Source organism: Pseudomonas sp. JR33AA, from assembly GCF_021378985.1.
GTDB classification, from domain to species: domain Bacteria; phylum Pseudomonadota; class Gammaproteobacteria; order Pseudomonadales; family Pseudomonadaceae; genus Aquipseudomonas; species Aquipseudomonas alloputida.
Genome location: NZ_JAJSAW010000005.1, coordinates 75,286 through 100,680 on the forward strand (window position 1 = coordinate 75,286; position 25,395 = coordinate 100,680).

Below are 25,395 nucleotides of genomic sequence, written 5' to 3' on the forward strand. Positions count from 1 at the left end.
ATGGCGGGGCCGGTCTTCCCCTGGCGGGATGGCAATCAGTTCGAACTGCTTATCGATGGCCCTGCGTTCTTTCCGCGCATGCTCCAGGCGATCATGCGTGCCGAGTTCCAGGTTGACCTGGAGCTGTACCTGGTCGAGGCCGGTGCCTGTGCCGAGGCGGTGGTCGACGCGCTGGAGCAGGCTGCCCGGCGTGGCGTGCGGGTGCGGTGCCTGTTCGATGACTACGGTTCATTGGCCTTCAACAGCGCGTTGCGTCAGCGCCTGCTGGACGCGGGCGTGTACTTGCGCTGGTATAACCGCCTGCGCTGGAAGCGTGGCCTGCGCAACCTCTACCGTGATCATCGCAAATTGCTACTGGTTGACGAACGTTGGGCAGTGGTAGGGGGGACGGGCGTTACCGACGAGTTCTGGACGCCGGGTGAGGCGACCAGCGAATGGCACGAAGTAATGGTGCAGATGCAGGGGCCGGTAGTGAGCGACTGGCAGTTGCTGTTTGACCGTCAGTGGCAAGCCAACAACCGCCGCACCGCCTGGCGCCCTGCCGAAGGCTTTGGCCTGCCGCGTCTGCCCAAGGTGCCTGCGCAGGGGCAGGGCATGGGCCGGGTCGCTTATGCCGACGCCCGCCAGCACCAGGACATCCTGCACTCGCTGGTACGGGCGCTGAACAGCGGCAAGAAACGGGTGTGGCTGGCCACGCCGTACTTCTTGCCGACCTGGAGCGTGCGCCGTTCGTTGCGCCGGGCCGCCAGCAAGGGCCTGGACGTGCGTCTGTTGTTGACCGGTCCGCGTACTGATCACCCTTCGGTACGCTACGCCGGGCATCGTTACTACCCGCGCCTGTTGCGTGCGGGCGTCCGGATTTTCGAGTACCAGCCGTGCTTCCTGCACCTGAAGATGGCTGTGGTAGACGACTGGGTCAGCGTCGGTTCGTGCAACTTCGACCACTGGAACTTGCGCTTCAACCTTGAGGCCAACATCGAAGCGCTGGACCCGCCCTTGACAGCGGCGGTGGTGGCCAGCTTCGAGCGCGACTTCGCCCAGAGCGAAGAAGTCGACCTCGCCCACTGGCATGCGCGCCCGTTGTGGCGCAGGGTGAAGCAACGGGTCTGGGGCTGGCTTGATCGGTTGGTGGTCAACTTCCTCGACCGCCGTGACTGACAGCGGCTATCGTGCAGTGACTATTCACAGTTAACCGAAGGAGTGGGCGAGATGACGGCGAAGAAAATTCTCATGCTGGTGGGCGACTACGTCGAAGATTACGAAGCGATGGTGCCTTTCCAGGCCCTGAGCATGGTGGGCCACACGGTGCATGCGGTGTGCCCGGAAAAGCTGGCGGGTCAGACCGTGCGTACCGCGATTCATGACTTCGAGGGTGAGCAGACCTACAGCGAAAAGCCTGGGCACAATTTTGCCCTGAATTATGATTTCGTGCGGGTGCGGCCCGAGAGTTATGACGCGCTGCTGATCCCAGGTGGCCGCGCGCCGGAGTACCTGCGCCTGGATGAAAAGGTGTTGGACCTGGTGCGGGCGTTCAACCAGGCCGGCAAGCCGATTGCCGCGGTATGCCATGGTGCCCAGCTGCTGGCGGCGGCAGGGGTGCTGGAGGGGCGTGAGTGCAGCGCGTACCCGGCATGTGCGCCAGAAGTGCGCCTGGCGGGTGGCACGTTCATCGACATCGCGGTGGACCAGGCGCATGTGGACGGCAACCTGGTGACCGCACCGGCATGGCCAGCGCACCCGGCGTGGCTGGCGGCGTTCCTTAAAGTGCTGGGCACGCGTATTGTCTGACAGGCCTGATTGAATTGGCAGCGGGTTGCTTCAGGCAACCTGCTCAACCCAGTCATTGAGGTTGTAGTAGTTGGTCACCCGGGCAATCTTGCCGCAGTGAATATAGAAGAACGCCCCCGCCGGCAGCACATAGGTCTGGCCGTTTGCCGTCGGCAACCCTTCGTCGTCTGCCAGGTATTGGCCATGCACGGTGAACTCCGCCGCCGCGCGGCTGCCATCGGCGTTCTGCATCACCACGATGTCGGCCAGGCGCTCGCGGTAGCAGCGGTTCATCTTGTCCATGAATGCAGCGAACCTGGCCTTGCCCATCTGACGCTCGCCCTGGTTGATGTCGTGGATCACGTCTTCGCTGAGCAGCGCCAGAAAGCCCGGCATGTCACCCGCATTGAAGGCGGCGTAGTAAGCATTTACCAGTTCGGTTGCGGTCATGGAACATTTCCTGTCGTGTAGGGAAAAGGCGGGTCGTTACCTCGGATGATAGGGTTTCCCCTCAAGCCCGGCTTAGCCGAGCGCGTCATCCACATCGACAAAACGACCGCCAAACATGGAAATACGCCTGTTGCACGGTGCCGCTATCGCGCCTTACATCGATGACCTCGCTCGCCTGCGCCTTACTGTGTTCCGCGAGTTCCCCTACCTTTACGACGGCACCCCGGAGTACGAGGCCGACTACCTGGCCAACTATGCCCGCTCCGGGCGCAGCCTCGTTGTGCTGGCGCTGGACGACGGCAAGGTGGTCGGCGCCTCTACCGGCCTGCCGTTGGTGGATGTCGCGCCCGAATTCCAGCAGCCATTCCTGGCCCAGGGGCGCGACCCGGCGGGTGTGTACTATTTCGGTGAGTCGCTGGTGTTGCCGGCCTACCGCGGTCAGGGCCTGGGGGTTCGCTTCTTCATCGAACGCGAGTCCTACGCACACAAACTGGCCGAGTTCGATTACTGCGCGTTCTGCGCGGTCGAGCGGCCCGGTGCGCACCCGCGACGGCCAGCCGAGTACAAACCCCTGCACGGCTTCTGGCGCAACCGCGGCTTCCTGCACGACCCGTCGCTGCGCACCACCTACGCCTGGCGTGATCTGGACGAGCAGGAAAGCTCCGACAAGCTGATGTCGTTCTGGCTCAAGGCACTGCCGATATGATCCGCCTGGCGGCCTGCCAGTACGCCATCGAGCTGCTCGAAACCTGGGACGCCTACGCCGACCACCTGCAAGGCCTGTGCGCCGAGGCGGTGGAGGCGGGGGCACGCTTGCTGCTCTTGCCGGAATACGCCGGGCTGGTGCTGAGCGGCCAGCTGAGTGCCGGGCAGCGGGAAGACCTGAAGGCTTCGATTGCCGGCATCCAGCCGCTGATCGAACCCTGGAAAGCATTGTGCGAGCACCTTGCCCGGCGCTGGGGGATCTACCTGCAACCAGGCAGTGTGCCGGTGCTGGACAGCGATGGTCGCTACCGTAACCGTGCCTGGCTGTTCGGCCCACAAGGTGTGCTGGGTTATCAGGACAAACTGATGATGACCCGCTTCGAACGCGAGCACTGGGACATTGCTGCGGGCCAGGGGCTGCAGGTGTTCGAGACCGAGCTGGGGCGCTTGGGCATCCTGATCTGCTACGACAACGAGTTCCCGATGCTGGCCCGCCGCCTGGCCGAGAGAGGGGCCGACCTGATCCTGGCGCCGAGTTGTACCGATACCGAGGCCGGCTACCATAGGGTGCGTATTGGCGCCCAGGCGCGAGCCCTGGAGAACCAGATTGCCGTGTTGCAGAGCCCTACGGTGGGGGTAGCGCCCTGGTCGCCGGCATTGGATGAGAATATCGGCCGGGCAGGCCTGTTCGTGCCGCCGGATCACGGGATGCCGGGGGATGGGGTGGTAGCGTTGAGCGAGCAGTTGAGCCCGGGCTACAGCCAGTGGCTGGTGTGCGAGGTTGATCTGGAGGAAGTGCGGCGGGTGAGGCGGGAAGGGCAGGTGTTTACCTGGCGGGACTGGCCGGAGCAGTTCGAGAGAGTCCTGTGATGACAGTGGTGGCCACTTCGCGGGCAAGCCCCACAGGTAACGCGTAGCCTTCTGGCTTGCGCTGTACTTGTGTGGGCTTGCTCGCGAAGCAGCCGCCGCAGTTACATCAGGTTACTTCACTTCGACGGCCAGGCTTTCGGCAATCTTGCTCTGCCACAGGGCAGGGCCAGTGATGTGTACCGACTCACCGTTGCTGTCCACGGCGACGGTCACCGGCATGTCCTTGACCTCGAACTCGTAGATCGCTTCCATGCCCAGCTCGGCGAAGGCCAGTACCTTCGACTTGCGGATAGCCTGGGCGACCAGGTAGGCAGCGCCGCCAACGGCCATCAGGTACACGGCCTTGTTGTCCTTGATCGCCTCGATGGCGGTCGGGCCACGCTCGGACTTGCCGATCATGCCCAGCAGGCCAGTCTGCTCAAGGATCTGGCGAGTGAACTTGTCCATACGGGTAGCAGTGGTCGGGCCGGCTGGGCCTACCACCTCGTCACCCACCGGGTCGACCGGGCCGACGTAGTAGATGAAGCGGCCTTTCAGGTCTACCGGCAGCTCTTCGCCACGGTTGAGCATTTCAACCATGCGCTTGTGCGCGGCATCGCGGCCGGTCAGCATCTTGCCGTTGAGCAGGATGGTTTCGCCCGGCTTCCAGCTGGCCACTTCTTCCGGGGTGATGTCGTCGAGGTTGACGCGACGGGCGCTCGGGCCGGCTTCCCAGACGATTTCCGGGTAGGCGTCCAGCGACGGCGCTTCCAGTTCTGCCGGGCCGGTGCCATCGAGCACGAAGTGGGCGTGGCGGGTAGCGGCGCAGTTGGGGATCATGCACACCGGCAAGGACGCCGCGTGGGTCGGGTAATCCATGATCTTGACGTCGAGCACGGTGGTCAGGCCACCCAGGCCCTGGGCGCCGATGCCCAGCTGGTTGACCTTGTCGAACAGCTCCAGGCGGATTTCTTCCAGGCGGTTCTGTGGGCCACGGGCCTTCAGTTCGTGGATGTCGATGGACTCCATCAACACTTCCTTGGCCATGACCGCGGCCTTCTCGGCGGTACCGCCGATGCCGATGCCGAGCATGCCGGGCGGGCACCAGCCAGCACCCATGGTCGGCACGGTTTTCAGTACCCAGTCGACGATCGAGTCGGACGGGTTGAGCATGGCCATCTTCGACTTGTTTTCCGAGCCGCCGCCCTTGGCTGCGACATCGACTTCCACCTTGTCGCCGGGGACGATGGAGTAGTGGATCACTGCCGGGGTGTTGTCCTTGGTGTTCTTGCGGGCACCGGCCGGGTCGGCCAGGATCGAAGCGCGCAGGACGTTTTCAGGCAGGTTGTAGGCGCGACGCACACCTTCGTTGATCATGTCGTCGACGCTCATGGTGGCGCCGTCCCAGCGCACGTCCATGCCCACGCGGATGAACACGGTGACGATACCGGTGTCCTGGCAGATTGGACGATGGCCGGTGGCGCACATGCGCGAGTTGATCAGGATCTGGGCGATGGAATCGCGTGCAGCAGGCGACTCCTCACGCAGATAGGCCTCGTGCATGGCCTGGATGAAATCGACGGGGTGGTAGTACGAGATGAATTGCAGGGCGTCGGCGACGCTCTGAATCAGGTCGTCTTGCTTGATCACGGTCATGCAGCGCGCTCCTCTTAAAGACGGGAACATTCAAAAAGACGCTCGACATAGCCGACCAGCACGTCGAAGCGCCTTGCAAGGCGCCGGCACATCAGGCCGACGGAAAAAGGCGCGGCAGTATAGCGTGCATCCGGGCCGGGCACACCTGCGGCCGGTCTGGACCATGGTCGGCAGCGCGCAGGCATCTATTTTGCTGGTGTGCTGTGCTTGGCTTACAGTGAGCCTTGGATAGCAGGAGATGTACCGAACATGCCCGAAATTTGCGTGGGCGAGCGCCGCTGGACGGTGCCCATTGGCAGCAACCTGCTCGATGCTCTCAACGAGGCGGGGTTGAACGTGCCTTACAGTTGCCGCGCCGGCAGTTGCCATGCCTGCCTGGTGCACTGCCTGGACGGGCAACCGGCAGACGCTTTGCCCGAGGCTTTGGCGTTGGAGAAACACGCCCAGGGCTGGCGCCTGGCTTGCCAGTGCCGGGTGGTCGAGGACCTGCGTGTGGCGCTATACGACCCCCAGCTGGGCGGCGTACCGGCGCAGGTCTGTGCGATGGACTGGTTTGGCGATGTATTGCGCCTGCGGTTGCGCCCCGATCGGGTGGTGCGTTACCAGGCGGGGCAGCACGTGGTGCTGTGGCTAGGCGCGGTCGCTCGGCCTTATTCCTTGGCCAGCCTGCCGGGTGAGGATGTTTTTCTCGAGTTTCATATCGATTGCCAGCGGCCTGGTGCCTTTTGCGACAAGGCGCGTGGACTGCAGGTCGGCCACGAGATGCGTTTGGGGGAGTTCAGAGGCGCAGCCCTACATTACGACCCAGATTGGCAGGAGCGGCCGCTGTGGTTGCTGGCTGCGGGAACCGGGCTGGCGCCGCTCTGGGGTATCTTGCGCGAAGCATTGCGCCGGGGTCATCGGGGCGAAATCCGGGTGGTGCATGTGGCGCGGGATCCGGCAGGGCACTATCTGGCGGAGAAGCTGCTGAAGCTGCCGGGGGTGAGTGTCGAGCTGGTGCTGGCGGAGCATGTGGATGAAGCGTTGGCCGGGATGCGGCTGTTGTCGCGGCAGACAGTGGCGCTGCTGTGTGGGGCACCGGCGAGTGTCGAGCGGTTTGCCCGGCGGATGTTCATCGCAGGGGTACCGCGGGGGCAGGTGTTTGCTGATGTGTTCGTCGAGCATGCCTGAGGGTAGCATTTGAAGTGCGAAGGGCCGCAAAGCGGCCCCTCCTCCTCTTTCATGCGGCGCTGCGCTCGGCGACGTGCACCTCGGCCTGCCCCCGCCGATAGAGAACCAGGTAATACGACCCCAATCCGATCAACCAGCAGAACACTGCTGTCCACACATTGTGCGACAGGAAGTGCGCCCCTTGCATCATCCTGCCCACCGACAGTATCGACCCTGCTATCAAGGCCACTACAAACGCCACCCGCGCCAGGCGGGGCTTGCGATCACGCAGCATGAAGAACAAGGCGAACAGGCAGAACCCGGTCGCTGCATGCCCGCCGGGCCAGCACAGCCCAGGCTTGTCTGTAGGCGGCCGTGGTTCCAGCAGCTTGCTGTATGTTTCGGTGCCGCCAAACTGGATCAGGCTCCAAGGGCACTGCACCTGGGTGACTTTTTTCAGCGGCGTGACAAACGCCGTGGACAAGCCCAGTGCCAGCGCCAGGCAGCCCAGTTCACGGCGCCAGCCAAACAGGCGCTTCCAGAAAAAGCTCGCGGCAAAGGTCAGCAGCGATATCACCCCCAACAGGATCACCACTTGCTTGACCCGGTCATGCAGGATGTTTTCCAACAGGTAACTGTGGCGGCCAATGAACTGCCCGGCAGCGGGGTCGAAGAACAGGTTGGCGACATCCATGTCCACTGACGTCAACTCCAGCAGGATCAAGGCCAACGCAGTCGCGAGGGGAATCCCCAGGTACAGCCAGTAGTTGATCGGGCGAGGGCGGGTGCGTTGCTGCATGACGGCTCCAGGGCGCGAAAAAGATCGGGTATTGTCGGCCGCCCGCTATCCTGTGTCCGTGAAGGATCAGTGAAAAAACCGTCAAGTGCGGTGAATTTTTCCCAGGGCTGGCACCGTGCAGGCATAGGCCTTAAGCTGCGCCTGCCGCGCACCACAGCGAGAAGCGCCGCACAGGAGAAACCGATGCGCATTCTTTTGGTTGAAGACAACCGCGATATCCTGGCCAACCTGGCCGATTACCTGGGTATGAAAGGCTACACCGTCGACTGTGCCCAGGATGGCCTGTCCGGGCTGCATCTGGCCGCCACCGAACACTACGACCTGATCGTACTCGACATCATGCTGCCAGGCATCGATGGCTACACTCTGTGCAAGCGCCTGCGCGAAGATGCCCGCCGCGACACGCCGGTGATCATGCTCACTGCCCGTGACCAGTTGGACGACCGCCTGCAAGGTTTCCGCTCGGGGGCTGACGACTACCTGCTCAAGCCTTTTGCCCTGTCGGAGCTGGCGGCGCGCATCGAGGCGGTGCTGCGCCGTGCCCAGGGCGGTGGGCGCCGTACCCTGCAGGTAGCTGACCTGAGCTACGACCTTGATACCCTCGAGGTGACCCGCCAGGGGCGCCTGTTGAAGCTTAACCCGGTCGGCCTCAAGCTGCTGGCGGTACTGATGCAGAAAAGCCCGCATGTACTGCGCCGCGAGGTGCTGGAAGAAGCCTTGTGGGGCGATGACTGCCCCGATAGCGACAGCCTGCGCAGCCATGTGCATCAGCTGCGCCAGGTGATCGACAAACCGTTTGAGAAACCGTTGCTGCATACCGTCCATGGCGTCGGCTATCGCCTCGCCGAGGGCCGCGATGGAGTTTAAACAAAGCCTTGCCCAGCGCATCATCATCGCCTTTGCCCTGATGAGCGCGCTGGTGGCCGGGGCCTTCGCATTCGGTATCGTCGGCACGGTGCACCTAGTCGAAGAGCGCCTGATTTCCTCGGTACTGGGCGGTGACCTGCAGCGCCTGCTGCGTATGGACAGCGTCAGTGACTGGAGTCATCGCCCCCGCCCCGACCAGCTGTTCTATTTCAGCGGCGGGCGTGACGACTTCGAGCTGCCCAAGGACCTGCGTCACCTCGACCGCGGTTTCCATGAAGTGTTCCGAGATCAGCTGTCCTACCACGCCATGGTCGAGATCGTCGATGGTCGCCGCTATGTGCTGCTGCAGGACCAGAGCGACTTCGAGGAGCGCGAGCGTCTGCTGTTTGCCGTCGTTGTGGTGGGCTTCGTGCTCAGCCTGGTGTTGGCGGTCATCCTTGGCTGGCTGGTTGCACGTCGGGTAATGGCACCGGTCATCCGCCTGGCGCGTCAGGTGCGCCACCGCGATCAACTACTGGGCCTGGCCCCGCCGCTGGCGCCGGATTATGCGGCAGACGAAGTCGGCCAGCTTGCAGTGGCTTTCGACGACACCCTGGGCCGCCTGCGTGATGCGCTGACCCGCGAACGGCTGTTCACCAGTGACGTCAGCCACGAGCTGCGCACGCCGTTGATGGTGTTGGCTACCTCGTGTGAGCTTCTGATGGAAAACCCGGGCCTTGATGCCCGCGCGCGTAGCCAGGTGGAGCGTGTGGCGCGGGCCACCGAAGAAATGCGCGAGCTGGTCAAGACCTTCCTCATGTTGGCCCGCGCGCAGCGTGATGAGGGGGCGGTGGCGTCACGGGCGACCCTGCGCGAAGTGGCCGACGAGCTCATCGGGGTGTGGCGCGACACCATCGAACAGAAAGGGCTCACCCTGTATTTCGATGGCCGCGTCAGCGCCAGCCCGGTGCTGTACAACGCCACCTTCCTGCAGTCGGTGATGGGCAACCTGCTGCGCAATGCTGCGCACTACACCGACAGTGGGTATATCCGCCTGAGCCTGGAAGCCAATGGTTTCAGCGTAGAGGACAGCGGTGTGGGTATCCCCGAAGAGCAGCGTGAGGCCATGTTCAGGCCGTTCGTGCGCGGCGATGAACGGCGTGGCGAGGGGCTGGGGCTGGGGCTTTCACTGGTGCAGCGGATCTGTGACGACCAGGGTTGGCGTGTCACCCTGACATCCACCTTGCCGCATGGCTGCCGCTTCCAGGTGGACCTGAGCAACACCGTGGCCAAAGGCGACCCGGACGCCCTGGTCGAGTAATTTCTTGTATCAGGTCAACGGGTGCTCAACGTTTTTTTCACATTGGCATGACCTGATTCCAACGCTTGCATGACTAGTGTGGGCGCAATGGAGTCAGGAGATGCCCAATGCGTAGCCCCATCAAGCTTGAATTTTCCGAGAAGTACGACAAAGACCATGCGCGCGAGTACTTTCTCAAGCACCAGGACGGCCTGGCGCGACGCCTTTCCCACAAGCGAGATGAGCAACTGGCGCGCCGCGCCTTGGCATTGGCGGGCGAGCCCGGCCTGGTTCTGGACCTGCCATGCGGTGCAGGCCGTTTCTGGCCGCTGTTGGCGGAAAAGCCCAATCGGGTAATCATCGGTGCCGACAACTCTGAGGCCATGATCGAGACCGCCTGTGCGGCGCAACCGCCAGAAGTGGTGGCACGGGTACGGCCTTTGCAGACATCGGCATTTGCCATCGACCTGCCAGATAACGCCGTGGACAGCATTTTCTGCATGCGCCTGTTCCATCACATAGGCGAGTCGGCGCACAGAAAGACCATTCTTTCGGAATTTCAACGAGTTAGCCGTGATAGTGTGATCCTTTCCCTGTGGGTGGATGGCAATTTCAAGGCCTGGCGTCGGAAAAAGCTGGAGCAGCGCCGTAGCGCCAAGGCCGAACAGGATAATTACCAGAACCGTTTTGTGTTACCTGTCGAAACGGTCGAAGAAGAATTCAGGGCCGCCGGCTTCAGAATCCAGGAACGCCTCGACTTCCTGCCGTTCTATGCCATGTGGCGAGTCTACGTATTGCGTAAGGGGTAGTGTTTGATGGCTGTAGCCCATAAAGGGGAAGCGCAGTTCGATTTTTACTGGCGCCAACAAGGCGAGTGGGTCGAGGAGCCTAATCAGCGCCGCGGCGGCGAGAGTGGCGTGCAACGCCTCAACGATGCCAATGGCAAGCTGTTGTATGCCAAGCGCCAGGTCGGGCATATCTACCGCAGCCTGTTGCACCCTTTCGGTCGGCCGACCGTGTTGCGTGAACTCGATGCACTGAACAGTTTCGAGCAGTTGGGCGTGCGTGTACCGCGTGTCGTCTTCTGTGGTGCAGAGCGCGATGCCGAGCACCAGTGGCGCGCGCTGCTGGTCAGCGAAGCGCTGGACGGTTTTGTCGAACTCGACACCTGGCATGCCGAAGGTGCCCGCGAGCGTTACCCGCAGGTGGTGCATGAGCGCATGCTCAAGGACCTGGCGGACAACCTGGCGCGGATGCACCTGGGGCATTGGCAGCACGGCTGCCTGTATGGCAAGCACGTATTCATCAAGGTAATCGGCGAGGGCGAGCAGGCCCGCGTCGAAGTGGCGCTGCTGGACCTGGAAAAGTGCAGGCGGCGTATCAGCTGCCAGCGTGCGGCCGGCAATGACTTGCGTCAGCTACGGCGCCATTCGTCATTCAATGATGCGGAATGGCGAACACTGCTCTACTTTTACAAGATGGCGTTTGGCAGCGCTGTCAAAGGGTTAGAGTAATGAAACTAGAAATTGCTCGAGCTTTGTTCCTGGTAGCCGGTCTGGCGGTGACCACCGTGGCGGTGGCTGCCTGGGAAGAGCCGAGGCCGACGGTGTTCAGCAAGGCTGAGATGGCAGACCAGTGCGCGTTGCCGCGGGAATCAAAACCGCAGCAGCAGGCCCGAAGCGAGCCGGACCAGGACCTTCTGCTGTTCCTGTTTGGCCTGCGTCAAGGGTTGCGGCCACTTGGATGAACCCTGCGTTAGCTAAATAAGCCAGAGGCCTCGCGATTGCGGGGCCTCTGGTTTTTTGCGTCTGCCTTGCCGGCCTCTTCGCGAGCAAGCCCGCTCCCCCAGGTATGGTTCAAGCTATTGCAGGTTCCTTGGCGCTCGCCTTGTGCGCCAGCAGGGTGTAAATACAGGGCAACACAAACAAGGTAAACAGCGTGCCAATCGACATCCCGGTGGCAATCACCATACCGATGTCAAACCGGCTGACCGCTCCCGCCCCGGTTGCCAGAATCAGCGGCACCATGCCGAATACCATAGCCGCGGTGGTCATCAGCACCGGCCGCAGGCGAATGGCCGCTGCTTCCTCGATCGCTTCGCGCACACTCAGGCCTCGCTCATCGCGTAGCTGATTGGCGAACTCGACGATCAGGATACCGTGCTTGCTGATAAGCCCGATCAATGTCACCAGCCCGACCTGGGTGTAGATGTTCATGCTCGACACACCCAGGAATAGCGGCAAAAGCGCGCCACAGATCGACAACGGCACCGTCACCAGAATCACCAACGGGTCGCGGAAGCTTTCGAACTGTGCAGCCAGCACGAGGAAAATGATCGCCAGCGCCAGGCCGAAGGTGACCCACAATGCGCTGCCTTCCTGTACATACTGGCGGGCCACGCCGGCGTAGTCGAAGGCAAAGCCCTCCGGGGCCTCTTCGCGAGCGATGTCCTGCACAGTCTTCAGCGCCTCGCCCAGGCTGACCATGGGCACGCCCTGGATGATCGCAGCGTTCAGTTGCTGGAACTGGTTGAGCTGGCGTGGGCGAGCGCGGTCGGTGAGGGTGATCAGGGTCGACAGCGGCAACAACTGGCCCTGGTCGTTCTTCACGTAGTAATTGTTCAGCCAGCCGGGGTTGTCGCGGTAAGGCCGCTCAACCTGGGCGATCACCTTGTAACTGCGCCCTTCAAGGGTGAAACGGTTGATTTCCGCCTCACCCAGCAGGGTCGCCAGGGTGCCGCCGAGGGTGTCCATCGACACCCCCATCTGCGCCGCCTTTGCCCGGTCGATGTCCACCACCACTTCGGGCTTGTCGAAGGCAAGGTCGATATCGAGGAAGGCGAACTTGCCCGATTGCTGAGCGCGCGTCTTGATGCGCTGGGCCACGTCCAGCAGTGCTGGGTAGTCGCCAGCGGTATTGATCACAAACTGGAATGGCAAGCCCTCGCCAGTGCCGGGCAATGACGGCAGGTTGAAGCCGAAGATCTGCAGCCCGCTGATTTCCTCGAGTTTGGCCTGCACCAGCGGCAGTAGCTCCATCTGTGTGCGTTCGCGCTCGTTCCACGGCTTGAGCAAGAAACCACCAATACCGGTCTGCACGCCATTGAAGCCGTTGATCTGAAACGACGAATAATACTCGGGGAAGGCCTTGAACAGCGGTGTGAACTGGTCGGTGTAGGCGTTGAGGTAGTCGAGGTTGGCCGGTTGAGGTGAGCTGCTCATCATGAAGATCACTCCCTGGTCCTCGTTGGGCGCCAGTTCGTTCTGGGTGAATTTGAGCAGCACCGGGATCAGGCACAGGATGATCACGGCAAACACCAGCACCACCGGCCGGCTGTCGAGGGTGGCGTGCAGCACGCGCTGGTAGCGCCCTTTCAGGCGTTCGAACAGCTGATCGAGGCGGTGGGCCAGGCCGCTGGGGTTCTGCTCGCGGCGCAGCAGCAGGGCGCACATCATCGGTGACAGGGTCAGGGCAACGATACCGGAAATGACTACCGCCCCGGCCAGCGTCAGGGCAAACTCCTTGAACAGCGCGCCGGTAAGCCCGGTGAGGAAGCCGATCGGTGCATACACGGCGGCAAGGGTGATGGTCATGGACACCACTGGCATGGCAATTTCGCGCGCGCCTTCCAGGGCTGCGTCGAACGGCGACTTGCCTTCCTCCATATGCCGGTGGATGTTTTCCACCACCACAATGGCGTCGTCCACCACCAGACCGATGGCCAGCACCATGGCGAGCAGGGTCAGCAGGTTGAGCGAGTAGCCCATCATCTGCATGAAGAACAGTACACCGATCATCGACAGCGGTATGGTCACCACCGGAATCAGTACCGAGCGCAGGGCACCAAGGAACAGGAACACCACCACGATGACGATCAGCACCGCTTCGCCCAAGGTCTTGATCACTTCGTCGATCGAGGCCTGGATGAACCGCGTGGCGTCGTAGGCAATCGACACGTTCAGTGCCGAGGGCAGCTGGCTTTCCAGCTCTGGCATGATGCGCCGCACTTCCTTGATGACATCCAGCGGGTTGGCGGCCGGGGTGGCCTTGATGCCGATATAGACCGACGGGGTGCCGTCGAACGAGCTGACCGTGTCGTAGTTTTCTGCGCCCATCTCGACCCGGGCCACATCGCCCAGCAGCACGCGGCTGTCACCGCTGGTCTTGAGCGGCAGGGCGGCGAACGCCTCGGCCGACTTCAGCTCGGTGCTGGCGTTGACGCTGGTGACCACGTATTCACCTTTCACCTCGCCAGCGGCGGAGAGGAAGTTGTAGCGGCGTACGGCATTGGTCACGTCGGTAGCCGAAAGGCCGAAACCGGCCAGCTTCACCGGGTCCAGCCAAAGGCGCATGGCGAACACCTGGTTGCCGAGGATCTCCGCCTCGGCCATGCCCGGCAACGTGGCCAGCTTGGGCTGGATAACCCGTGACAGGTAGTCGGTGATCTGCGGGTTGCTCATCTCCTTGCTGTAGAAGCTGACGTACATCAGTGCCGAGGCATCGGCAGCTTCCTTGCTCAGTACCGGGTCTTCGGAGTCCTGGGGTAGCTTGTTACGTACCTCATTGGCCTTGGCCAGAAGCTCGGTGAACAGGCGGTCGCTGTCGGCGCCAACGCGCGCGTAAATGGAAATGATCGAGAAGTTCTGCCGGCTCACCGAGGTCATGTAGTCAATGCCTTCGGCGCTGGCCAGGCTCTGCTGCAATGGCTGGGTGATATAGCCCTGAATGGTTTCGGCGTTCGCCCCGGGGTAGGCGGTGGTGACCGTGATCAGGGCGTTTTCCATTTGCGGGTACTGGCGGATCTGCAGCTTGTTCCAGGCCTGGAAGCCGAGCAGCAGAATCAGCAGGCTGACCACGCTGGCCAGCACCGGGCGGCGGATGAACGGGTCGGTGAACGCCATGCCAGCCTCCTGTCAGTCCTGAGCCGCTGCGCCCGGTTTGGGCTTGAGGGCGTTGTCCTGGCCAATGCGTATCGCGGCACCGGGGGTGAGTTTCAGCTGCCCGGCGGTGACCACCTGTTCCCCGGCCTGCAGGCCTTCGCGGACAACAACCACGCCGTCCCGGCGCTCGCCAGTCTGTACCGTACGCTGTTCGGCGACCCGCTGAGGTTGGCCCTTGTCGTCGTATTCCGGTTTGCCGTCCTTGTCCTTTTTCGGTGAGACGACATACACCGAGTTGCCATACAGGGTGTAGGTAATGGCGCTTTCCGGCACCACCACGTGCGGCTGCGGGTTGGGCAGCAGGATCATCAGGCTGGCGAACATGCCTGGCAGCAGTTTGCCGTCGGGGTTGGCCATGGTGGCGCGTACCAGCAGGTTGCGCGTGGTTTCCTCGACCTTGGGGTTGATGGCGCTGAGGCTGGCGGGGAAGCGCTGGCCGGGGTAGGCGGCCACTTGCACCAGTACCTGCTGGCCCAGGCTCAGGTGTGGCAGGGCCTGTTCCGGCACGTTGAAGTCTACGTACAGGCTGGACGTGTCTTGCAGCGTGGCGATCACAGTACCGGCGGCCAGGTACTGGCCGATGTCCACCTGGCGGATGCCGATGGTGCCGCTGAAAGGCGCATTGATGCGTTTCTTGATCTTCTGCGCCTTAAGCTGCTCGACCACGGCCTGGTTGCGCCGGTATTGGGAGGAAAGGCGGTCGAACTCGCCGCGGGAGATGGCCGAATCGCCCACCAGCTGGCTGCCACGGCCGAAGTCGACCTTGGCCAGGCCCAGGTCGGCCTGGGCGGTGCCTAGCAGGGCTGTTTCCTGATCGTCGTTGAGCTGCAAGAGCAGTTGCCCGGCCTTGACCTGCTGGCCTGAGTCGAAGTGCAGGGATTTGACGATGCCTTCTACCTCCAGGCTCAGATCCACGCCCTGCAGCGCCTTGAGGCTGCCGACAGCGGGCAGGCGCTCTTGCCACGGGCGCTGTTCGACCGTGGTAGCGGCCACGGTGATGGGGGGCTTGGGGGCAGTGAACATCTGGATCTGCTGGTAGATCGAGAAGGCTTTGTAACCCCCCAGGGCCAGCACGATCAGCAGAACCACGGCCAACATGATGAGCATGCGGCGGCGCAGCATAGGTCCGGTTCCTTGGATGCAGTTGTTATTCGCTTTTGCACGACAACGGGCGATCCTGCCCACGTGTGGATGGGGGAAGTATTGACTGTTTTTCGGGAGGAGGGAGGGAAAATGCCTGTGCCGGCCTTTTCGCGGCTAAAGCCGCTCCTACAAGGGCCGTGTAGAACCCTGTGGGATCGACTTTAGCCGCGAATAGGCCAGTCAATGCAACAGAATAATCAGACGAGATGCAGGTGGTTGTCCCAGAAGCCGGACGGCAGGTTCATCGGTTGCCCGATCAGTTCGGCCTTGCGGCAATCGTAGAACCGGCAGCGGCCCTGCCCGGAGGTGACGACAAAGCCGTCCTTCACCGCGCCAACGCCTGCGCAGTCGGGCATTGGGGCGTCCAGCCGCACCGCGCCGCTGTCCAGGTCCCAGACGAACAGGCGGTTGGCCCGCGGTGCAGTCAGCGCCACAAGCCGCAGCTCGCTGTGAATGGCAACGCTTGCGGTGTATTGGGCCATGGCTTGCAGCTGCCGCTCCGGTACCGGGAAGGCCTTGAATGGCTCGCCTGGGCGCTTGATCGCCAGCAGCTCGGCAGTTTCATCGGCATCGCCCATGAACTGCTGGCACGCAGCGATGGTGCCGTCGCTGGCCACTGCCAGGTGTCGCACGCTGTTCATCTGCTGGGTCAGGGTTTCCTTGCTCAGCAGGGTGCCGTCGCGCTGCATCAGCACCAGGCTCGGTTGCATTGCGTCGAGGTTCATCTCGACACGGCTTTCGGCTTCGGTACGGATACCGCCGTTGGCCACGACCAGCGTTTCGCCGTCGGGCAGCCAGGCGACCTCGTGCGGACCGATACCGTGGGTCGGGATCTCACCGGTGTGCACCAGGCGTTCGCCTTCGAAACGGTACACGCCAAGCACGCCGCGCCCGGGGTCGGTGGTGTCGTTCTCGGTGGCATACAGCCATTCGCCGCCTTTGTGCACGACGGCGTGGCCATAGAAGTGCCGGTTCGGCTGCGAGGCTACCGTTTGCAGCAGACGCCCGTCACGCAGGTCGATCAGGTAGCTTTCGGTACCGGGGCGACGGGCGACGAACAGGGCCATTGGCTGCTCGGGGTGGTGGATGATGGCATGGCAACGCTGAGCGACCTCGGTGCTGAACACCTGTGTACCGTCCAGGCGAAAACCTACGGCATAGTGCTGGCCGTTGCCGTTGTCACGCGCCGAGAGCAGCAAGGGTTCGCTGCCTTTGCTGCGGAACAGGCTCCAGCCGCCCAAGGTGAGGGCACTGAGCAATACGCTACCGAGTTTGAGTACCTGGCGTCGCAGCATGATCAGTCACCGTCGTTGGCATTGAAGCCCAGCTGGATGTTCAGCGCCTTGGCCAGATCGCCTTCGTGCAGGCGGTGGACGGCGTTCAAGCTGTCGTAGATCTGGTTGAGGGTTTGCTGACCGGCGTCGTCGGCCAGCAGCTCACCGAGCGTCTTCTGGTTGTCGGCCAGTAACTTGAGCGAGGTAGCGTAGGCGGCGTCGATCTTGTCCGCCAGCGCTTTCTGATCGCTGGGCAACAGGCCGCGCAGGCCCTGGTTGTCTACCCCGACCCAGACGGCTTCGGCGGCCTTGAGGCTGGCCTGCAGGCTGTTCATCGAGTTGTGGCTGCGCCAGGCCTCGGCCTGCAGCGGCTGCGGGATGCCCTTGCTCTGACGGCCCATCGGTGCACCGAGTTTCTTCTTCAGGGTGTCCAGGGCGGTAACCTGGGCGCGCAGCAGATCGGCGATAGCCTCGTGGGAGTCGGCGTAGCGCTGGTTGGGGAACTTGGTCATCTGCGAGAGCATGCCGTCGGTGCTGTTCCAACCTTTGAGGATCTCCTCTGCCAGGGCTTTCTGGTGTACGCCGATGGCCACCAGCAGCGGGCAGTAGCGGGCTTTCTGTTCGGCAGTGGCGATGTCCGGCTTGCTGTCGAACAGAATGTATTCATAGGCCGACAAGCCACGTACCACGACGCTGGCCTTGCCCAAGGACTCAGCATCTACCGGCTTGTCGCCGTTGACCAGTTGCTCGACCTGACGGCCGACCAGGTTTTTCTTGTCGGGCCAGAACTGTACCTGCCAGGCGCGGTTGCCTTCAGCCAACGGGCCGACCAGTAGCGGCTGCAGCTCGGCCCAGGCTTTTTGTGCGTTGAGGAAGTCGGCGCGGGCCTTGTCCAGGCTTTCCTTGCCTTCGCAATAGGCCAGGGCACTGGCAGCCAACGTACGGTCGGCTTCGACCCAGCGGCTGTAGGTAGGCAGGATCACCTGGTTGGCGATGGCGGCGGAGGTCACTGCTTGCGGGTCTTGTGGCGAGCAGGCACCGAGGGCGAGTGCGGCGAGGCTGGTGAACAACAGTTTGGGTCGGAACATGCCCGGCTCCTTTGCGCGTTTAAAGTGAGTTCAGGAACGCGAGCAACGCAGCGCGCTGCTCGGCATCGAAAGTGAGTACGAAATTGCGTGCCGCCTCGGCTTCGCCACCGTGCCACAGCACGGCCTCAAGCAGGTTGCGGGCGCGGCCGTCATGCAGGAACTGGCTATGGCCACTGACCGTTTCGCTCAGGCCGATGCCCCACAGCGGCGGCGTACGCCAGTCCTGGCCGTTGGCGGCGAATTCGGTGCGCTCGTCGGCCAGCCCCGGGCCCATGTCATGCAGCAGCAGGTCGCTGTAGGGGCGGATGACCTGGTTCGCCAGCGCGGGGTCGGCGGCGTCAGCGGCGGTGTTGAACTGCGGTGTGTGGCAACCTTGGCAGCCCGCCTGGTAGAACAGGTTCTTGCCCGCCAGTACCTGTGGCGAGCCGACGTCGCGACGGGCCGGCACAGCCAGGTTGCGGGTGTAGAAGGTGACCAGGCGCAGGATGTTGTCGCTGACTTCTTTCTCGCCATCGGCACCATCGCCGTTGGGCGCAGCCAGGCAGTCGGCTTGTGCCGGGGTGCAATCGTCGTTGGGCTGCAGGGTGCTGGTCAGGCCCATGTCGCCGGCAAAGGCGTGCACGTTCTGCTGGTTGACGTTGGGCTGCCCGGCTTTCCAGCCGAAGCGGCCGATCACTGTTTTGCCCTGGGCGTCGTCCCATACACGGTTGGCCCGCCCGCGGATGCCATCGCGGTTGCGATCGTCCGGGTCCTCATTGGCCAGCAGGTCGGCTTCGGGGATAGCTTCGAGCAGGCCCAGGCCGATCATCGGCGGTGCCACCCGCGCAGAAAAGCGCGTGTCGGGGTGCATCACACCATAGCCGAGCTGGGTGATTTGCAAGGCTGGTTTGCGCAGCTCGACCTGGTGGCCGTCCCTGAATGATACGGTTTCGTGGGTGTAGCTCACCCGCACCTTGCCTTCCGGCGCCACGCCGGGGATGGCCATGTCCTGCAACTGGGTGCCGTAGGCTGGCTCTGGCACCACGCCGAGGCGCTCGATCACTTTGGCCAGGTAGGGTTGGTCGGGGATCGACAGGCGCACAAGCATACCCACCGCGTTGCTGTCGCCCGGCTCTGGCGGGTGGCCACGGCCATCGCGCACGTGGCAGTTCTGGCAGGCGTTGGTGTTGAACAGCGGGCCCAGACCATCACGCGCGGTGGTGGTGGATGGCGCGATCACCCAGGGGTTGCGAAAGAAGCTGTTACCCACGGCGAAGTCCAGGCGCTGCTCTGGGGAGAGGTTGGCCGAGGGCAGGGAATAGGCATTGCGGTCGCTGCGCTGCACGGTCGCCTGGCCACCCGACAACGCTTCGCCGGGCTCGGCGTGGGTGAAACGCGGGGCGTCGTCACAGGCGGCCAAGGCCAAGGCCAGCAGCAAGGGAGGGAGTCGGGACAGCGACAAGGACATCGAGAATCCTGGGCGTGAGCGAAAAACCGGCGTGCAGCTTAGCAGGCCCAGGATCATTGAATAAGAGCAATTTGCGTTTGCTTGATGAAATCGCTGCCAGTGCAGAGTGTCAGGCCATATAGAGCATGAAGTGTCGGTTGACCAGGTTGACGATCAGGTTCTTGTTGCCGCCACCGCGATTATCGCCGGCGACTTCGATGACTTCTTCGCTGGCGTATTCCATGGAGGAGGCGGTAATGCACTTGACCGCGTCCATGTGCGCAGGTTGCCAGTAATCCTGGAATATCCAGACGCTGGTGTCGGCAGACGGGCCGAGTATCAGGCGCAAGGCCTTGTGGTTCTCAGTCGATCTGCCGATCCACGGGATGGCCAGCGAGCCATTCCAGACGTGCTGGGCGCCGACTGCCAGGCTGTTGCTGCGGTTTTCACCGTCGATCAGGGTCAGGGTATAAGGCGTGTTATTGGCGATGGAGCGCAAGTAGGTGACGTTGGCCATGGAGTGTTTCCTTTCAGTGTTCAGTTTTCGGGCGTGGTAACGGGCTGGTCGGGGCGCGATAGACATAGGCCGCGAGCAAGGTGATTTCGTTGAACGGGGGGGCGAGCTCGGCGGGATGAAAGCGTCCGAGCAGCTGCATCCCTTGGTCAAGGGCGACTGCCTCGAACATACGGCGGTCAGTTTCGTTGGGGTCGTACAGGTAGATCTTGCCGGGGCGGGCAACTACCCGGCACATTTCCTCGGCCACATGCCGGGTGATCGGAGCGCCCATCAGCGTCACGTGAGGGACTGCATGGTCGTCGAGTGGAAAGTCCGGAGCATCGTATTCGTATACGACGATGAGGTTGGGAATGTGCCCGCCAGCGAACGGCCCGTTGGAGATGAGCTGGCCAGCCTTGTTCAGGTTGTATGCATCGTTGAATCCGGTGATGAGGTCTTCCCCATTCATGCGCTGGACGATTCGGCCTTCGCCCCAGACATCAAGAATCTGCAGCACTGTGCCTCCTGTTAGGTTTGATCGAAGGCCTACAGGATGAGCATCTGCGTGCACGCCAGGCAGCGGGAAGCGTTTTACCCGGCAGCAAACGAAAACGCCCGGCACAAGGCCGGGCGTTTGCGATGGAGCGCTACAGCAGGATCAGAACTCGTGATCCGCAGTGTCCGGGTTCAGGTTGGCAATGCCCAGCTTGCCCGCGGCCTGCTCGATCGACCCGGTCTGCTTGACCAGGGCGGCGATGGCGTCACGCACGATCTGGTTGCCGGCAGCGTTGTCGGCGGCGATCAGCTGATCGTAGTGCTCGCCTTTGAGGGCGTGGTCGACGATCACCTGAAGCTTGGCCTCGGTGGCTTCCAGATCGGCCTTGAGGGTTGCATCGGCGGCCGGGTCAACCTTGGCCACCAGCGACGACAGGCTCGGGCCGGTCAGCTTGGTGCCGTCCGGGCGGGTGTACTCGCCCAGGTAGACGTTGCGGATGCCCTTGGCGTCATAGAAGTGCGAATAGTGAGTGTTGTCGCTGAAGCAGTCCTGCTCGTCTTCAGGCGAGTTGGCTTCCAGCGAAACTTTCATGCGCTCGCCAGCCAGTTCGCCCAGCGACAGGCTGCCCATGCCGAACAGCATCTTGCGCAGGCCGTCGTTGACAGGCTCGGCTTCCAGCTTGGCGCGGTAGTTGTCGGCGACGTTCGGTGCCCAGTTGCCAACCATCTCTTCGAGGTCGGTGACCAGCAGGTCGGTAACCGCTTTGAGGTATGCGCGGCGGCGGTCGTTGTGGCCGCCGGTAGCGCCCTGGCCTTCCAGGTAGTCGGATGCCGGGCGGTTGCCAGCGCCAGGGCCGGTGCCGTTCAGGTCCTGGCCCCAGAGCAGGAATTCGATGGCGTGATAGCCCGTGGCAACGTTGGCCTCGGAGCCAGCCAGCTCGTTCAGGCTAGCCAGTTTTTCGGGGGTGATGTCCTTGACGTCGACCTTCTCTTCACCCACCTGGATCTCGGTGTTGGCGATGATGTTGGCGTTGGCCCCCGGGTTGCCCAAGGCGTGCTCGTAGCTCTTGTCGACGTAGTCGATCAGGCCTTCGTCCAGGGGCCAGGCGTTCACCTGGCCTTCCCAGTCGTCGATGATGGTGTTGCCAAAGCGGAAGGTTTCGCTCTGCAGGTACGGTACGCGCGCGGCGAACCAGGCTTCCTTGGCGGCTTTCAGGGTTTCGTCGTTGGGCTTGGCCAGGAATGCGTCGACGGCGGTCTGCAGCGCCTTGGCAGTGCTCAGCGAGTCGCTGTACACGGCGTAGACCATGTCGGTGTAATGCTTGACCACGGCTTTGCCGGCTGCTTCATCGACAGCCCCTGGCGCAGCAGCGGTGGTGGCGGCAGCAGGTGCCTGGGCTTGCGGCGCGGCGGCTTTTTCGTCCTTGCCTTCACCGCAACCGGCGAGGGCAATGGCAATGGCCAGCAGACTGGCGGAGGCCAGAGGCATTCGAATCATTATTGGTTTTCCTGCATCGTGTGGTTGGACCAAAGGGGTGGACCGTGCGCCGTGGCACGCGAAACGACAACATCATGCGAAAGATTTGCATTTGCTGTAAAGGGGCTGGCGCGCAATTCATGTAAATCAGGGGCACGGCCTGTAACCGGGCAGGTGGCCTCAGGACACCGAAACCCGGTTGCGTTGCGCTTGTTTGAGGAAGTGGGTCAGTTCACGGGCCGAGAGCGGCTTGCTGTAGTGGTAGCCCTGGCCCTCGTGGCAACCCTGGGCAACGATGTAGGTTTCCTGTTCGGCAGTTTCCACGCCCTCGGCGATCACCTGCATCCCCAGGCTCTTGCCCAGCTGGATGATGGCGCGAACGATGGTGGCGTCGTCATCGTCGTCGAGCAGGTCCTGTACGAAACTCTTGTCGATCTTGATCTTGTCCAGCGGCAGCGACTTCAGATAGCTGAGGGACGAGTAGCCGGTGCCGAAGTCGTCGATGGCGATCAGCGCCCCGGAGCGGCGCAGGCTCAACAGGTGCTGGGCGGCGGTGCTGATGTCTTCCATCAGGCCGGTTTCGGTGACTTCCAGTTCCAGGCTGCGCGGAGGTAGGCGATAGGCTTGCAGCAGGTTGTTGACCACCCGTGGCAGCTCGCTGTGGTGCAGTTGCACGGTAGACAGGTTGACCGCCATGCGCAGGTCGCTGAAGCCCTGGTCGTGCCATTCGCGCAGTTGCCGGCAGGCCTGGTCAAGCACCCATTCGCCGATGCTGATGATGCTGCCGTTCTGCTCGGCCAAGGGGATGAACTGGTCGGGTGGCACCATACCCAGTTCCGGGTGCTGCCAGCGCAGCAGGGCCTCTACGCCAACCACTCGGTGGTCGCGGTAGCTGATCTGTGGCTGGTACACCAGGTAAAGCTGGTTGCGGGGCAGGGCTTCACGCAGGTCCTTTTCCAGTTCACGACGGCGACGCATCTCGCTGTCGACACTGGCGATATAGAACTGGTAGCGGTTGCGCGAGCGGGCCTTGGCCAGGGTCATGGTCTGTTCGGCTTTCTGCAGCAGTTTTTCGGTGCTGTCACCGTCTTCGGGGAACAGTGTGATGCCGATGGTCGCGCGCAGGCGGATTTGTTCGTGGTCGAGGTCGAACGGAACTTCCAGGTCGTCAAGGATGCTCTGCGCCAGTTCGGCAGCCTCGTAGGGCTGTTCGATATTGGCCTGTACCAGGGCGAACTGGTCCCCGCCCAGCCGCGCCAGAGCGCCCAGGCGGCCGCTGTGGGCGCGTAGTCGATCGGCCAGCGCCAGCAGCAACTGGTCACCCACCTGGTAGCTGAACTGTTCGTTGATACCCTTGAAGTCGTCCAGGCCAACGCACAGCACTGCCACACGGTGCTGCAGGCGGCCGCCGTCGACGAGGATCTTGTCCAGTTGCTGCTGCAGTTGCTGGCGGTTGGGCAGGCCGGTGAGGAAGTCGTACTGGGCCATGCGCTGCAGGCTGTTTTCCGCCTCGTGGCGCAGATGGGTGTTGCGCTCGATCGAGGCCAGCAACTGGTTGGCAGTGTTCACCCACAGGCCCAGCTCGTTTTTTTCGTGGCCCTTGAGCAGCGGTATCTGGTGCTGGCTGGGGCGGTCAGGGTTGATCTGGGTGAGGTGCTCGATGATCTTCGACAGCGGTTTGGTCAGCAGCCAGTGGTAGACGAGGTAAAGCACCAGACCCATGGCCATGGCCCGCAGCACGCCGGATATGAAGATGATCACCGCGTTGATCAGGAAATCTTTGCCATAGGCCGAGGTATCGAGGGTAATGCTGAGGTCGCCGTAATATTCACTGTAAGGGCCACGGCCGACCAGTTGTGTGGTGTAGGTGCGCTCCTGGCCGAGGATGAGGTCGGTAAGCCAGCGCATGGACATGTCCTGCAGCGGGCGGGACTTTTCTGCCAGCATGGTTTCGTTGGGGTGGCCAATGGAGGCCATGCGTACTGATTCGTCCTGGAACAGGCCTTCCATGACCTGCATGCCCATTTCACGGTCGAGGCTGTAAACCGCCTGGGTCGAGGGGTCGCGGAACATGTCGAGGATGCGCTGGGCATCGTTGTTCACGGCCTGGCGGGTCTTGTAGGTGTCATAGACGATTTGCGCACAGCTGAGCACGACGCCAACCGCCAACGCCGACAGCAGCACGACCCTGAGCAACTTGACCGACAAGCTGTTCCGCAATTCCAGCTTCAATGGGGTTTCCTTAATCCATGCGCATGGCATCATTTTGCCATCAACGATGACGATACACTACCGGTCGATCATAAGCAGTGTATCGGTTGCCTGACCCCGCAACTTGAATGCGCTGTATCAATCTTCCAGAGGTTTGATGTTAGCGTGGTATGCGGCCTGAGCAAGCGTTTTGCGGGTGGGGCGCAGGTGAAAAACGTGCTGGCTGCTTCGCGGATAGCCCGCCCCTTGTCACTCCTGTCTGATTGACATGAATTCAAGTGGGCACTTTTGGTGTCGATGAATGGTTGAACGCGGGTATGACGGCGCTTGGGACTGGGGCAGGAAAACACCACACACGAAGGACCTGAGTATCTGCACGCAGCGAGCTGGCGCAGTTGCTGCCAGCGCAATGCCGGAGCCGTGGTTCAGGCTTTGCAACGACGATTGTTTCTTCCCGGGATGGATCTTTACACATGCTCTGTGCGCTGGCCCGTTCCACGACCCTTGAAAAAAAACCGATGCCAGAAGACTGGCATCGGTTTTTCGAGGAAGCCCGGCGTGGATGACAATGCTGGACTAACAGCATTACGCCACGTGGCCGGGTTTCTTGCTCAAGGCTGAGGGACTCAGGCCTTGAAGGTCTTGCCTTCGAACTGCTCGGCAACGAAGGCCCAGTTGACCAGGTTCCAGAACGCTTCGACGTACTTCGGACGCAGGTTGCGGTAGTCGATGTAGTAGGCGTGTTCCCAGACGTCGCAGGTCAGCAGCGGGGTGTCGCCGCTGGTCAGTGGGCAGCCGGCGCCGATGGTGCTGGCCAGGGCCAGGGAACCGTCAGCTTTCTTCACCAGCCAGCCCCAGCCGGAACCGAAGGTGCCAACCGAAGTCTTGGTGAACTCTTCCTTGAACTTGTCGAAGGAACCGAAAGCGGCGTTGATGGCGTCAGCCAGTGCACCGGTAGGCTGGCCGCCGCCATTTGGCGACAGGCAGTTCCAGTAGAAGGTGTGGTTCCAGACTTGAGCGGCGTTGTTGAAGATGCCGCCCGAAGAGCTCTTGACGATCTCTTCCAGGGTCTTGCCTTCGAATTCGGTGCCTGGGACCAGGTTGTTCAGGTTCACGACATAGGTGTTGTGGTGCTTGTCGTGGTGATACTCCAGGGTTTCCTTGGAGATGTGCGGCTGCAGGGCATCATGGGCGTACGGCAGCGGCGGCAATTCAAAAGCCATGGTGGATCTCCTGATTCAGGTCTGTTTGCGGTTTGCGCAAGGCCGATCACGGGCGGCCCGATAAGCGTCGGCGAGTCTGTACTCTTTGCGACGCAAGGGCT

General features: G+C 62.4%; 23 protein-coding genes. 10 read left to right on the top strand and 13 right to left on the bottom strand.

The features are described 5' to 3' along the window. Together LVS58_RS10290 and LVS58_RS10295 are read left to right on the top strand one after the other, a co-directional pair. Positions 1–1,158 (top strand): phospholipase D-like domain-containing protein, encoded by a 1,158-nt coding sequence (locus tag LVS58_RS10290; RefSeq protein WP_233690980.1) that lies wholly within the window; start codon positions 1–3, stop codon positions 1,156–1,158. Between the two features lie 51 nt (positions 1,159–1,209). Next, positions 1,210–1,788, top strand: a complete 579-nt coding sequence (locus tag LVS58_RS10295; protein WP_233690981.1) for a DJ-1/PfpI family protein — start codon at positions 1,210–1,212, stop codon at positions 1,786–1,788. Positions 1,789–1,818: 30 nt separating this feature from the next. On the opposite strand, the gene LVS58_RS10300 is transcribed toward LVS58_RS10295, so the two are convergent. After that, positions 1,819–2,217, bottom strand: a complete 399-nt coding sequence (locus tag LVS58_RS10300; RefSeq protein ID WP_003255237.1) for a nuclear transport factor 2 family protein — start codon at positions 2,215–2,217, stop codon at positions 1,819–1,821. 115 nt (positions 2,218–2,332) lie between these two features. On the opposite strand from LVS58_RS10300, the gene LVS58_RS10305 reads away from it, so the two are divergent. After that, entirely contained in the window at positions 2,333–2,923 is a 591-nt protein-coding gene (locus tag LVS58_RS10305) for a GNAT family N-acetyltransferase (RefSeq protein WP_233690982.1), read from the top strand. Beyond that, on the top strand, positions 2,920–3,792 hold the full coding sequence (locus LVS58_RS10310) for a carbon-nitrogen hydrolase family protein (RefSeq protein WP_233690983.1): 873 nt from the start codon (positions 2,920–2,922) through the stop codon (positions 3,790–3,792). The genes LVS58_RS10305 and LVS58_RS10310 overlap by 4 nt, the downstream gene beginning before the upstream one ends. Positions 3,793–3,903: 111 nt before the next feature. On the opposite strand, the gene LVS58_RS10315 is transcribed toward LVS58_RS10310, so the two are convergent. Continuing rightward, a complete protein-coding gene (locus LVS58_RS10315; protein WP_003255232.1) occupies positions 3,904–5,427 on the bottom strand; it encodes a fumarate hydratase in 1,524 nt (507 codons plus the stop codon). A 249-nt stretch (positions 5,428–5,676) separates the two neighbouring features. Here LVS58_RS10315 and LVS58_RS10320 point away from each other — a divergent pair, with 249 nt between their 5' ends. After that, positions 5,677–6,597 (top strand): iron-sulfur-binding ferredoxin reductase, encoded by a 921-nt coding sequence (locus LVS58_RS10320; RefSeq protein ID WP_233690984.1) that lies wholly within the window; start codon positions 5,677–5,679, stop codon positions 6,595–6,597. A gap of 49 nt (positions 6,598–6,646) precedes the next feature. Here the strand turns inward: LVS58_RS10320 and LVS58_RS10325 are convergent, their stop codons facing one another. After that, complete coding sequence (locus LVS58_RS10325) at positions 6,647–7,375, bottom strand: phosphatase PAP2 family protein (protein ID WP_233690985.1); 729 nt, start codon at positions 7,373–7,375, stop codon at positions 6,647–6,649. A 183-nt stretch (positions 7,376–7,558) separates the two neighbouring features. Between LVS58_RS10325 and colR the strand changes: the two genes are divergently transcribed. The 5 genes from colR to LVS58_RS10350 all read left to right on the top strand — a co-directional run bounded on the left by colR (position 7,559) and on the right by LVS58_RS10350 (position 11,268). Next, the gene (gene colR / locus LVS58_RS10330) at positions 7,559–8,242 is read left to right on the top strand and encodes a two-component system response regulator ColR (RefSeq protein WP_003255215.1); all 684 of its coding nucleotides are present in this window, start codon (positions 7,559–7,561) and stop codon (positions 8,240–8,242) included. Continuing rightward, the gene (locus LVS58_RS10335; protein WP_233690986.1) at positions 8,232–9,542 is read left to right on the top strand and encodes a sensor histidine kinase; all 1,311 of its coding nucleotides are present in this window, start codon (positions 8,232–8,234) and stop codon (positions 9,540–9,542) included. The genes colR and LVS58_RS10335 overlap by 11 nt, the downstream gene beginning before the upstream one ends. A 107-nt stretch (positions 9,543–9,649) precedes the next feature. Continuing rightward, a complete protein-coding gene (locus tag LVS58_RS10340) occupies positions 9,650–10,330 on the top strand; it encodes a class I SAM-dependent methyltransferase (RefSeq protein WP_233690987.1) in 681 nt (226 codons plus the stop codon). 6 nt (positions 10,331–10,336) lie between these two features. Further along, positions 10,337–11,035, top strand: coding sequence for a lipopolysaccharide kinase InaA family protein (locus tag LVS58_RS10345; protein WP_233690988.1), 699 nt, complete (start codon positions 10,337–10,339; stop codon positions 11,033–11,035). Then, positions 11,035–11,268, top strand: coding sequence for a hypothetical protein (locus LVS58_RS10350; RefSeq protein WP_233690989.1), 234 nt, complete (start codon positions 11,035–11,037; stop codon positions 11,266–11,268). The genes LVS58_RS10345 and LVS58_RS10350 overlap by 1 nt, the downstream gene beginning before the upstream one ends. A 109-nt stretch (positions 11,269–11,377) precedes the next feature. Here the strand turns inward: LVS58_RS10350 and LVS58_RS10355 are convergent, their stop codons facing one another. From LVS58_RS10355 to LVS58_RS10400, 10 genes are all read right to left on the bottom strand, one after another. Then, positions 11,378–14,422, bottom strand: coding sequence for a multidrug efflux RND transporter permease subunit (locus LVS58_RS10355; protein WP_233690990.1), 3,045 nt, complete (start codon positions 14,420–14,422; stop codon positions 11,378–11,380). Between the two features lie 12 nt (positions 14,423–14,434). Then, the gene (locus LVS58_RS10360; RefSeq protein ID WP_233690991.1) at positions 14,435–15,583 is read right to left on the bottom strand and encodes an efflux RND transporter periplasmic adaptor subunit; all 1,149 of its coding nucleotides are present in this window, start codon (positions 15,581–15,583) and stop codon (positions 14,435–14,437) included. 218 nt (positions 15,584–15,801) lie between these two features. Continuing rightward, positions 15,802–16,899, bottom strand: coding sequence for a DUF1513 domain-containing protein (locus tag LVS58_RS10365; protein ID WP_233690992.1), 1,098 nt, complete (start codon positions 16,897–16,899; stop codon positions 15,802–15,804). A 2-nt stretch (positions 16,900–16,901) separates the two neighbouring features. Next, complete coding sequence (locus LVS58_RS10370) at positions 16,902–17,966, bottom strand: imelysin family protein (RefSeq protein WP_233690993.1); 1,065 nt, start codon at positions 17,964–17,966, stop codon at positions 16,902–16,904. A 19-nt stretch (positions 17,967–17,985) separates the two neighbouring features. After that, complete coding sequence (locus LVS58_RS10375; RefSeq protein ID WP_233690994.1) at positions 17,986–19,413, bottom strand: di-heme oxidoreductase family protein; 1,428 nt, start codon at positions 19,411–19,413, stop codon at positions 17,986–17,988. Positions 19,414–19,522: 109 nt separating this feature from the next. Further along, on the bottom strand, positions 19,523–19,909 hold the full coding sequence (locus LVS58_RS10380) for a hypothetical protein (RefSeq protein ID WP_233690995.1): 387 nt from the start codon (positions 19,907–19,909) through the stop codon (positions 19,523–19,525). 13 nt (positions 19,910–19,922) lie between these two features. Next, positions 19,923–20,405, bottom strand: coding sequence for a hypothetical protein (locus LVS58_RS10385; protein ID WP_233690996.1), 483 nt, complete (start codon positions 20,403–20,405; stop codon positions 19,923–19,925). A 141-nt stretch (positions 20,406–20,546) separates the two neighbouring features. Further along, a complete protein-coding gene (locus LVS58_RS10390) occupies positions 20,547–21,881 on the bottom strand; it encodes an imelysin family protein (RefSeq protein WP_233690997.1) in 1,335 nt (444 codons plus the stop codon). Between the two features lie 159 nt (positions 21,882–22,040). Next, positions 22,041–24,092, bottom strand: coding sequence for a putative bifunctional diguanylate cyclase/phosphodiesterase (locus tag LVS58_RS10395; RefSeq protein WP_233690998.1), 2,052 nt, complete (start codon positions 24,090–24,092; stop codon positions 22,041–22,043). 605 nt (positions 24,093–24,697) lie between these two features. Next, positions 24,698–25,294 (bottom strand): superoxide dismutase, encoded by a 597-nt coding sequence (locus tag LVS58_RS10400; RefSeq protein ID WP_003255187.1) that lies wholly within the window; start codon positions 25,292–25,294, stop codon positions 24,698–24,700. Between the last annotated feature and the right edge of the window lie 101 nt (positions 25,295–25,395).

What these genes read in the sequence shown, in the direction of transcription:
- LVS58_RS10290 (WP_233690980.1), top strand. Translation starts at nt 1, where the DNA reads ATGGCGGGGCCGGTCTTCCCCTGGCGGGATGGCAATCAGTTCGAACTG.
- LVS58_RS10295 (WP_233690981.1), top strand. Translation starts at nt 1,210, where the DNA reads ATGACGGCGAAGAAAATTCTCATGCTGGTGGGCGACTACGTCGAAGAT.
- LVS58_RS10300 (WP_003255237.1), bottom strand. Translation starts at nt 2,217, where the DNA reads ATGACCGCAACCGAACTGGTAAATGCTTACTACGCCGCCTTCAATGCG.
- LVS58_RS10305 (WP_233690982.1), top strand. Translation starts at nt 2,333, where the DNA reads ATGGAAATACGCCTGTTGCACGGTGCCGCTATCGCGCCTTACATCGAT.
- LVS58_RS10310 (WP_233690983.1), top strand. Translation starts at nt 2,920, where the DNA reads ATGATCCGCCTGGCGGCCTGCCAGTACGCCATCGAGCTGCTCGAAACC.
- LVS58_RS10315 (WP_003255232.1), bottom strand. Translation starts at nt 5,427, where the DNA reads ATGACCGTGATCAAGCAAGACGACCTGATTCAGAGCGTCGCCGACGCC.
- LVS58_RS10320 (WP_233690984.1), top strand. Translation starts at nt 5,677, where the DNA reads ATGCCCGAAATTTGCGTGGGCGAGCGCCGCTGGACGGTGCCCATTGGC.
- LVS58_RS10325 (WP_233690985.1), bottom strand. Translation starts at nt 7,375, where the DNA reads ATGCAGCAACGCACCCGCCCTCGCCCGATCAACTACTGGCTGTACCTG.
- colR (WP_003255215.1), top strand. Translation starts at nt 7,559, where the DNA reads ATGCGCATTCTTTTGGTTGAAGACAACCGCGATATCCTGGCCAACCTG.
- LVS58_RS10335 (WP_233690986.1), top strand. Translation starts at nt 8,232, where the DNA reads ATGGAGTTTAAACAAAGCCTTGCCCAGCGCATCATCATCGCCTTTGCC.
- LVS58_RS10340 (WP_233690987.1), top strand. Translation starts at nt 9,650, where the DNA reads ATGCGTAGCCCCATCAAGCTTGAATTTTCCGAGAAGTACGACAAAGAC.
- LVS58_RS10345 (WP_233690988.1), top strand. Translation starts at nt 10,337, where the DNA reads ATGGCTGTAGCCCATAAAGGGGAAGCGCAGTTCGATTTTTACTGGCGC.
- LVS58_RS10350 (WP_233690989.1), top strand. Translation starts at nt 11,035, where the DNA reads ATGAAACTAGAAATTGCTCGAGCTTTGTTCCTGGTAGCCGGTCTGGCG.
- LVS58_RS10355 (WP_233690990.1), bottom strand. Translation starts at nt 14,422, where the DNA reads ATGGCGTTCACCGACCCGTTCATCCGCCGCCCGGTGCTGGCCAGCGTG.
- LVS58_RS10360 (WP_233690991.1), bottom strand. Translation starts at nt 15,583, where the DNA reads ATGCTGCGCCGCCGCATGCTCATCATGTTGGCCGTGGTTCTGCTGATC.
- LVS58_RS10365 (WP_233690992.1), bottom strand. Translation starts at nt 16,899, where the DNA reads ATGCTGCGACGCCAGGTACTCAAACTCGGTAGCGTATTGCTCAGTGCC.
- LVS58_RS10370 (WP_233690993.1), bottom strand. Translation starts at nt 17,966, where the DNA reads ATGTTCCGACCCAAACTGTTGTTCACCAGCCTCGCCGCACTCGCCCTC.
- LVS58_RS10375 (WP_233690994.1), bottom strand. Translation starts at nt 19,413, where the DNA reads ATGTCCTTGTCGCTGTCCCGACTCCCTCCCTTGCTGCTGGCCTTGGCC.
- LVS58_RS10380 (WP_233690995.1), bottom strand. Translation starts at nt 19,909, where the DNA reads ATGGCCAACGTCACCTACTTGCGCTCCATCGCCAATAACACGCCTTAT.
- LVS58_RS10390 (WP_233690997.1), bottom strand. Translation starts at nt 21,881, where the DNA reads ATGATTCGAATGCCTCTGGCCTCCGCCAGTCTGCTGGCCATTGCCATT.
- LVS58_RS10400 (WP_003255187.1), bottom strand. Translation starts at nt 25,294, where the DNA reads ATGGCTTTTGAATTGCCGCCGCTGCCGTACGCCCATGATGCCCTGCAG.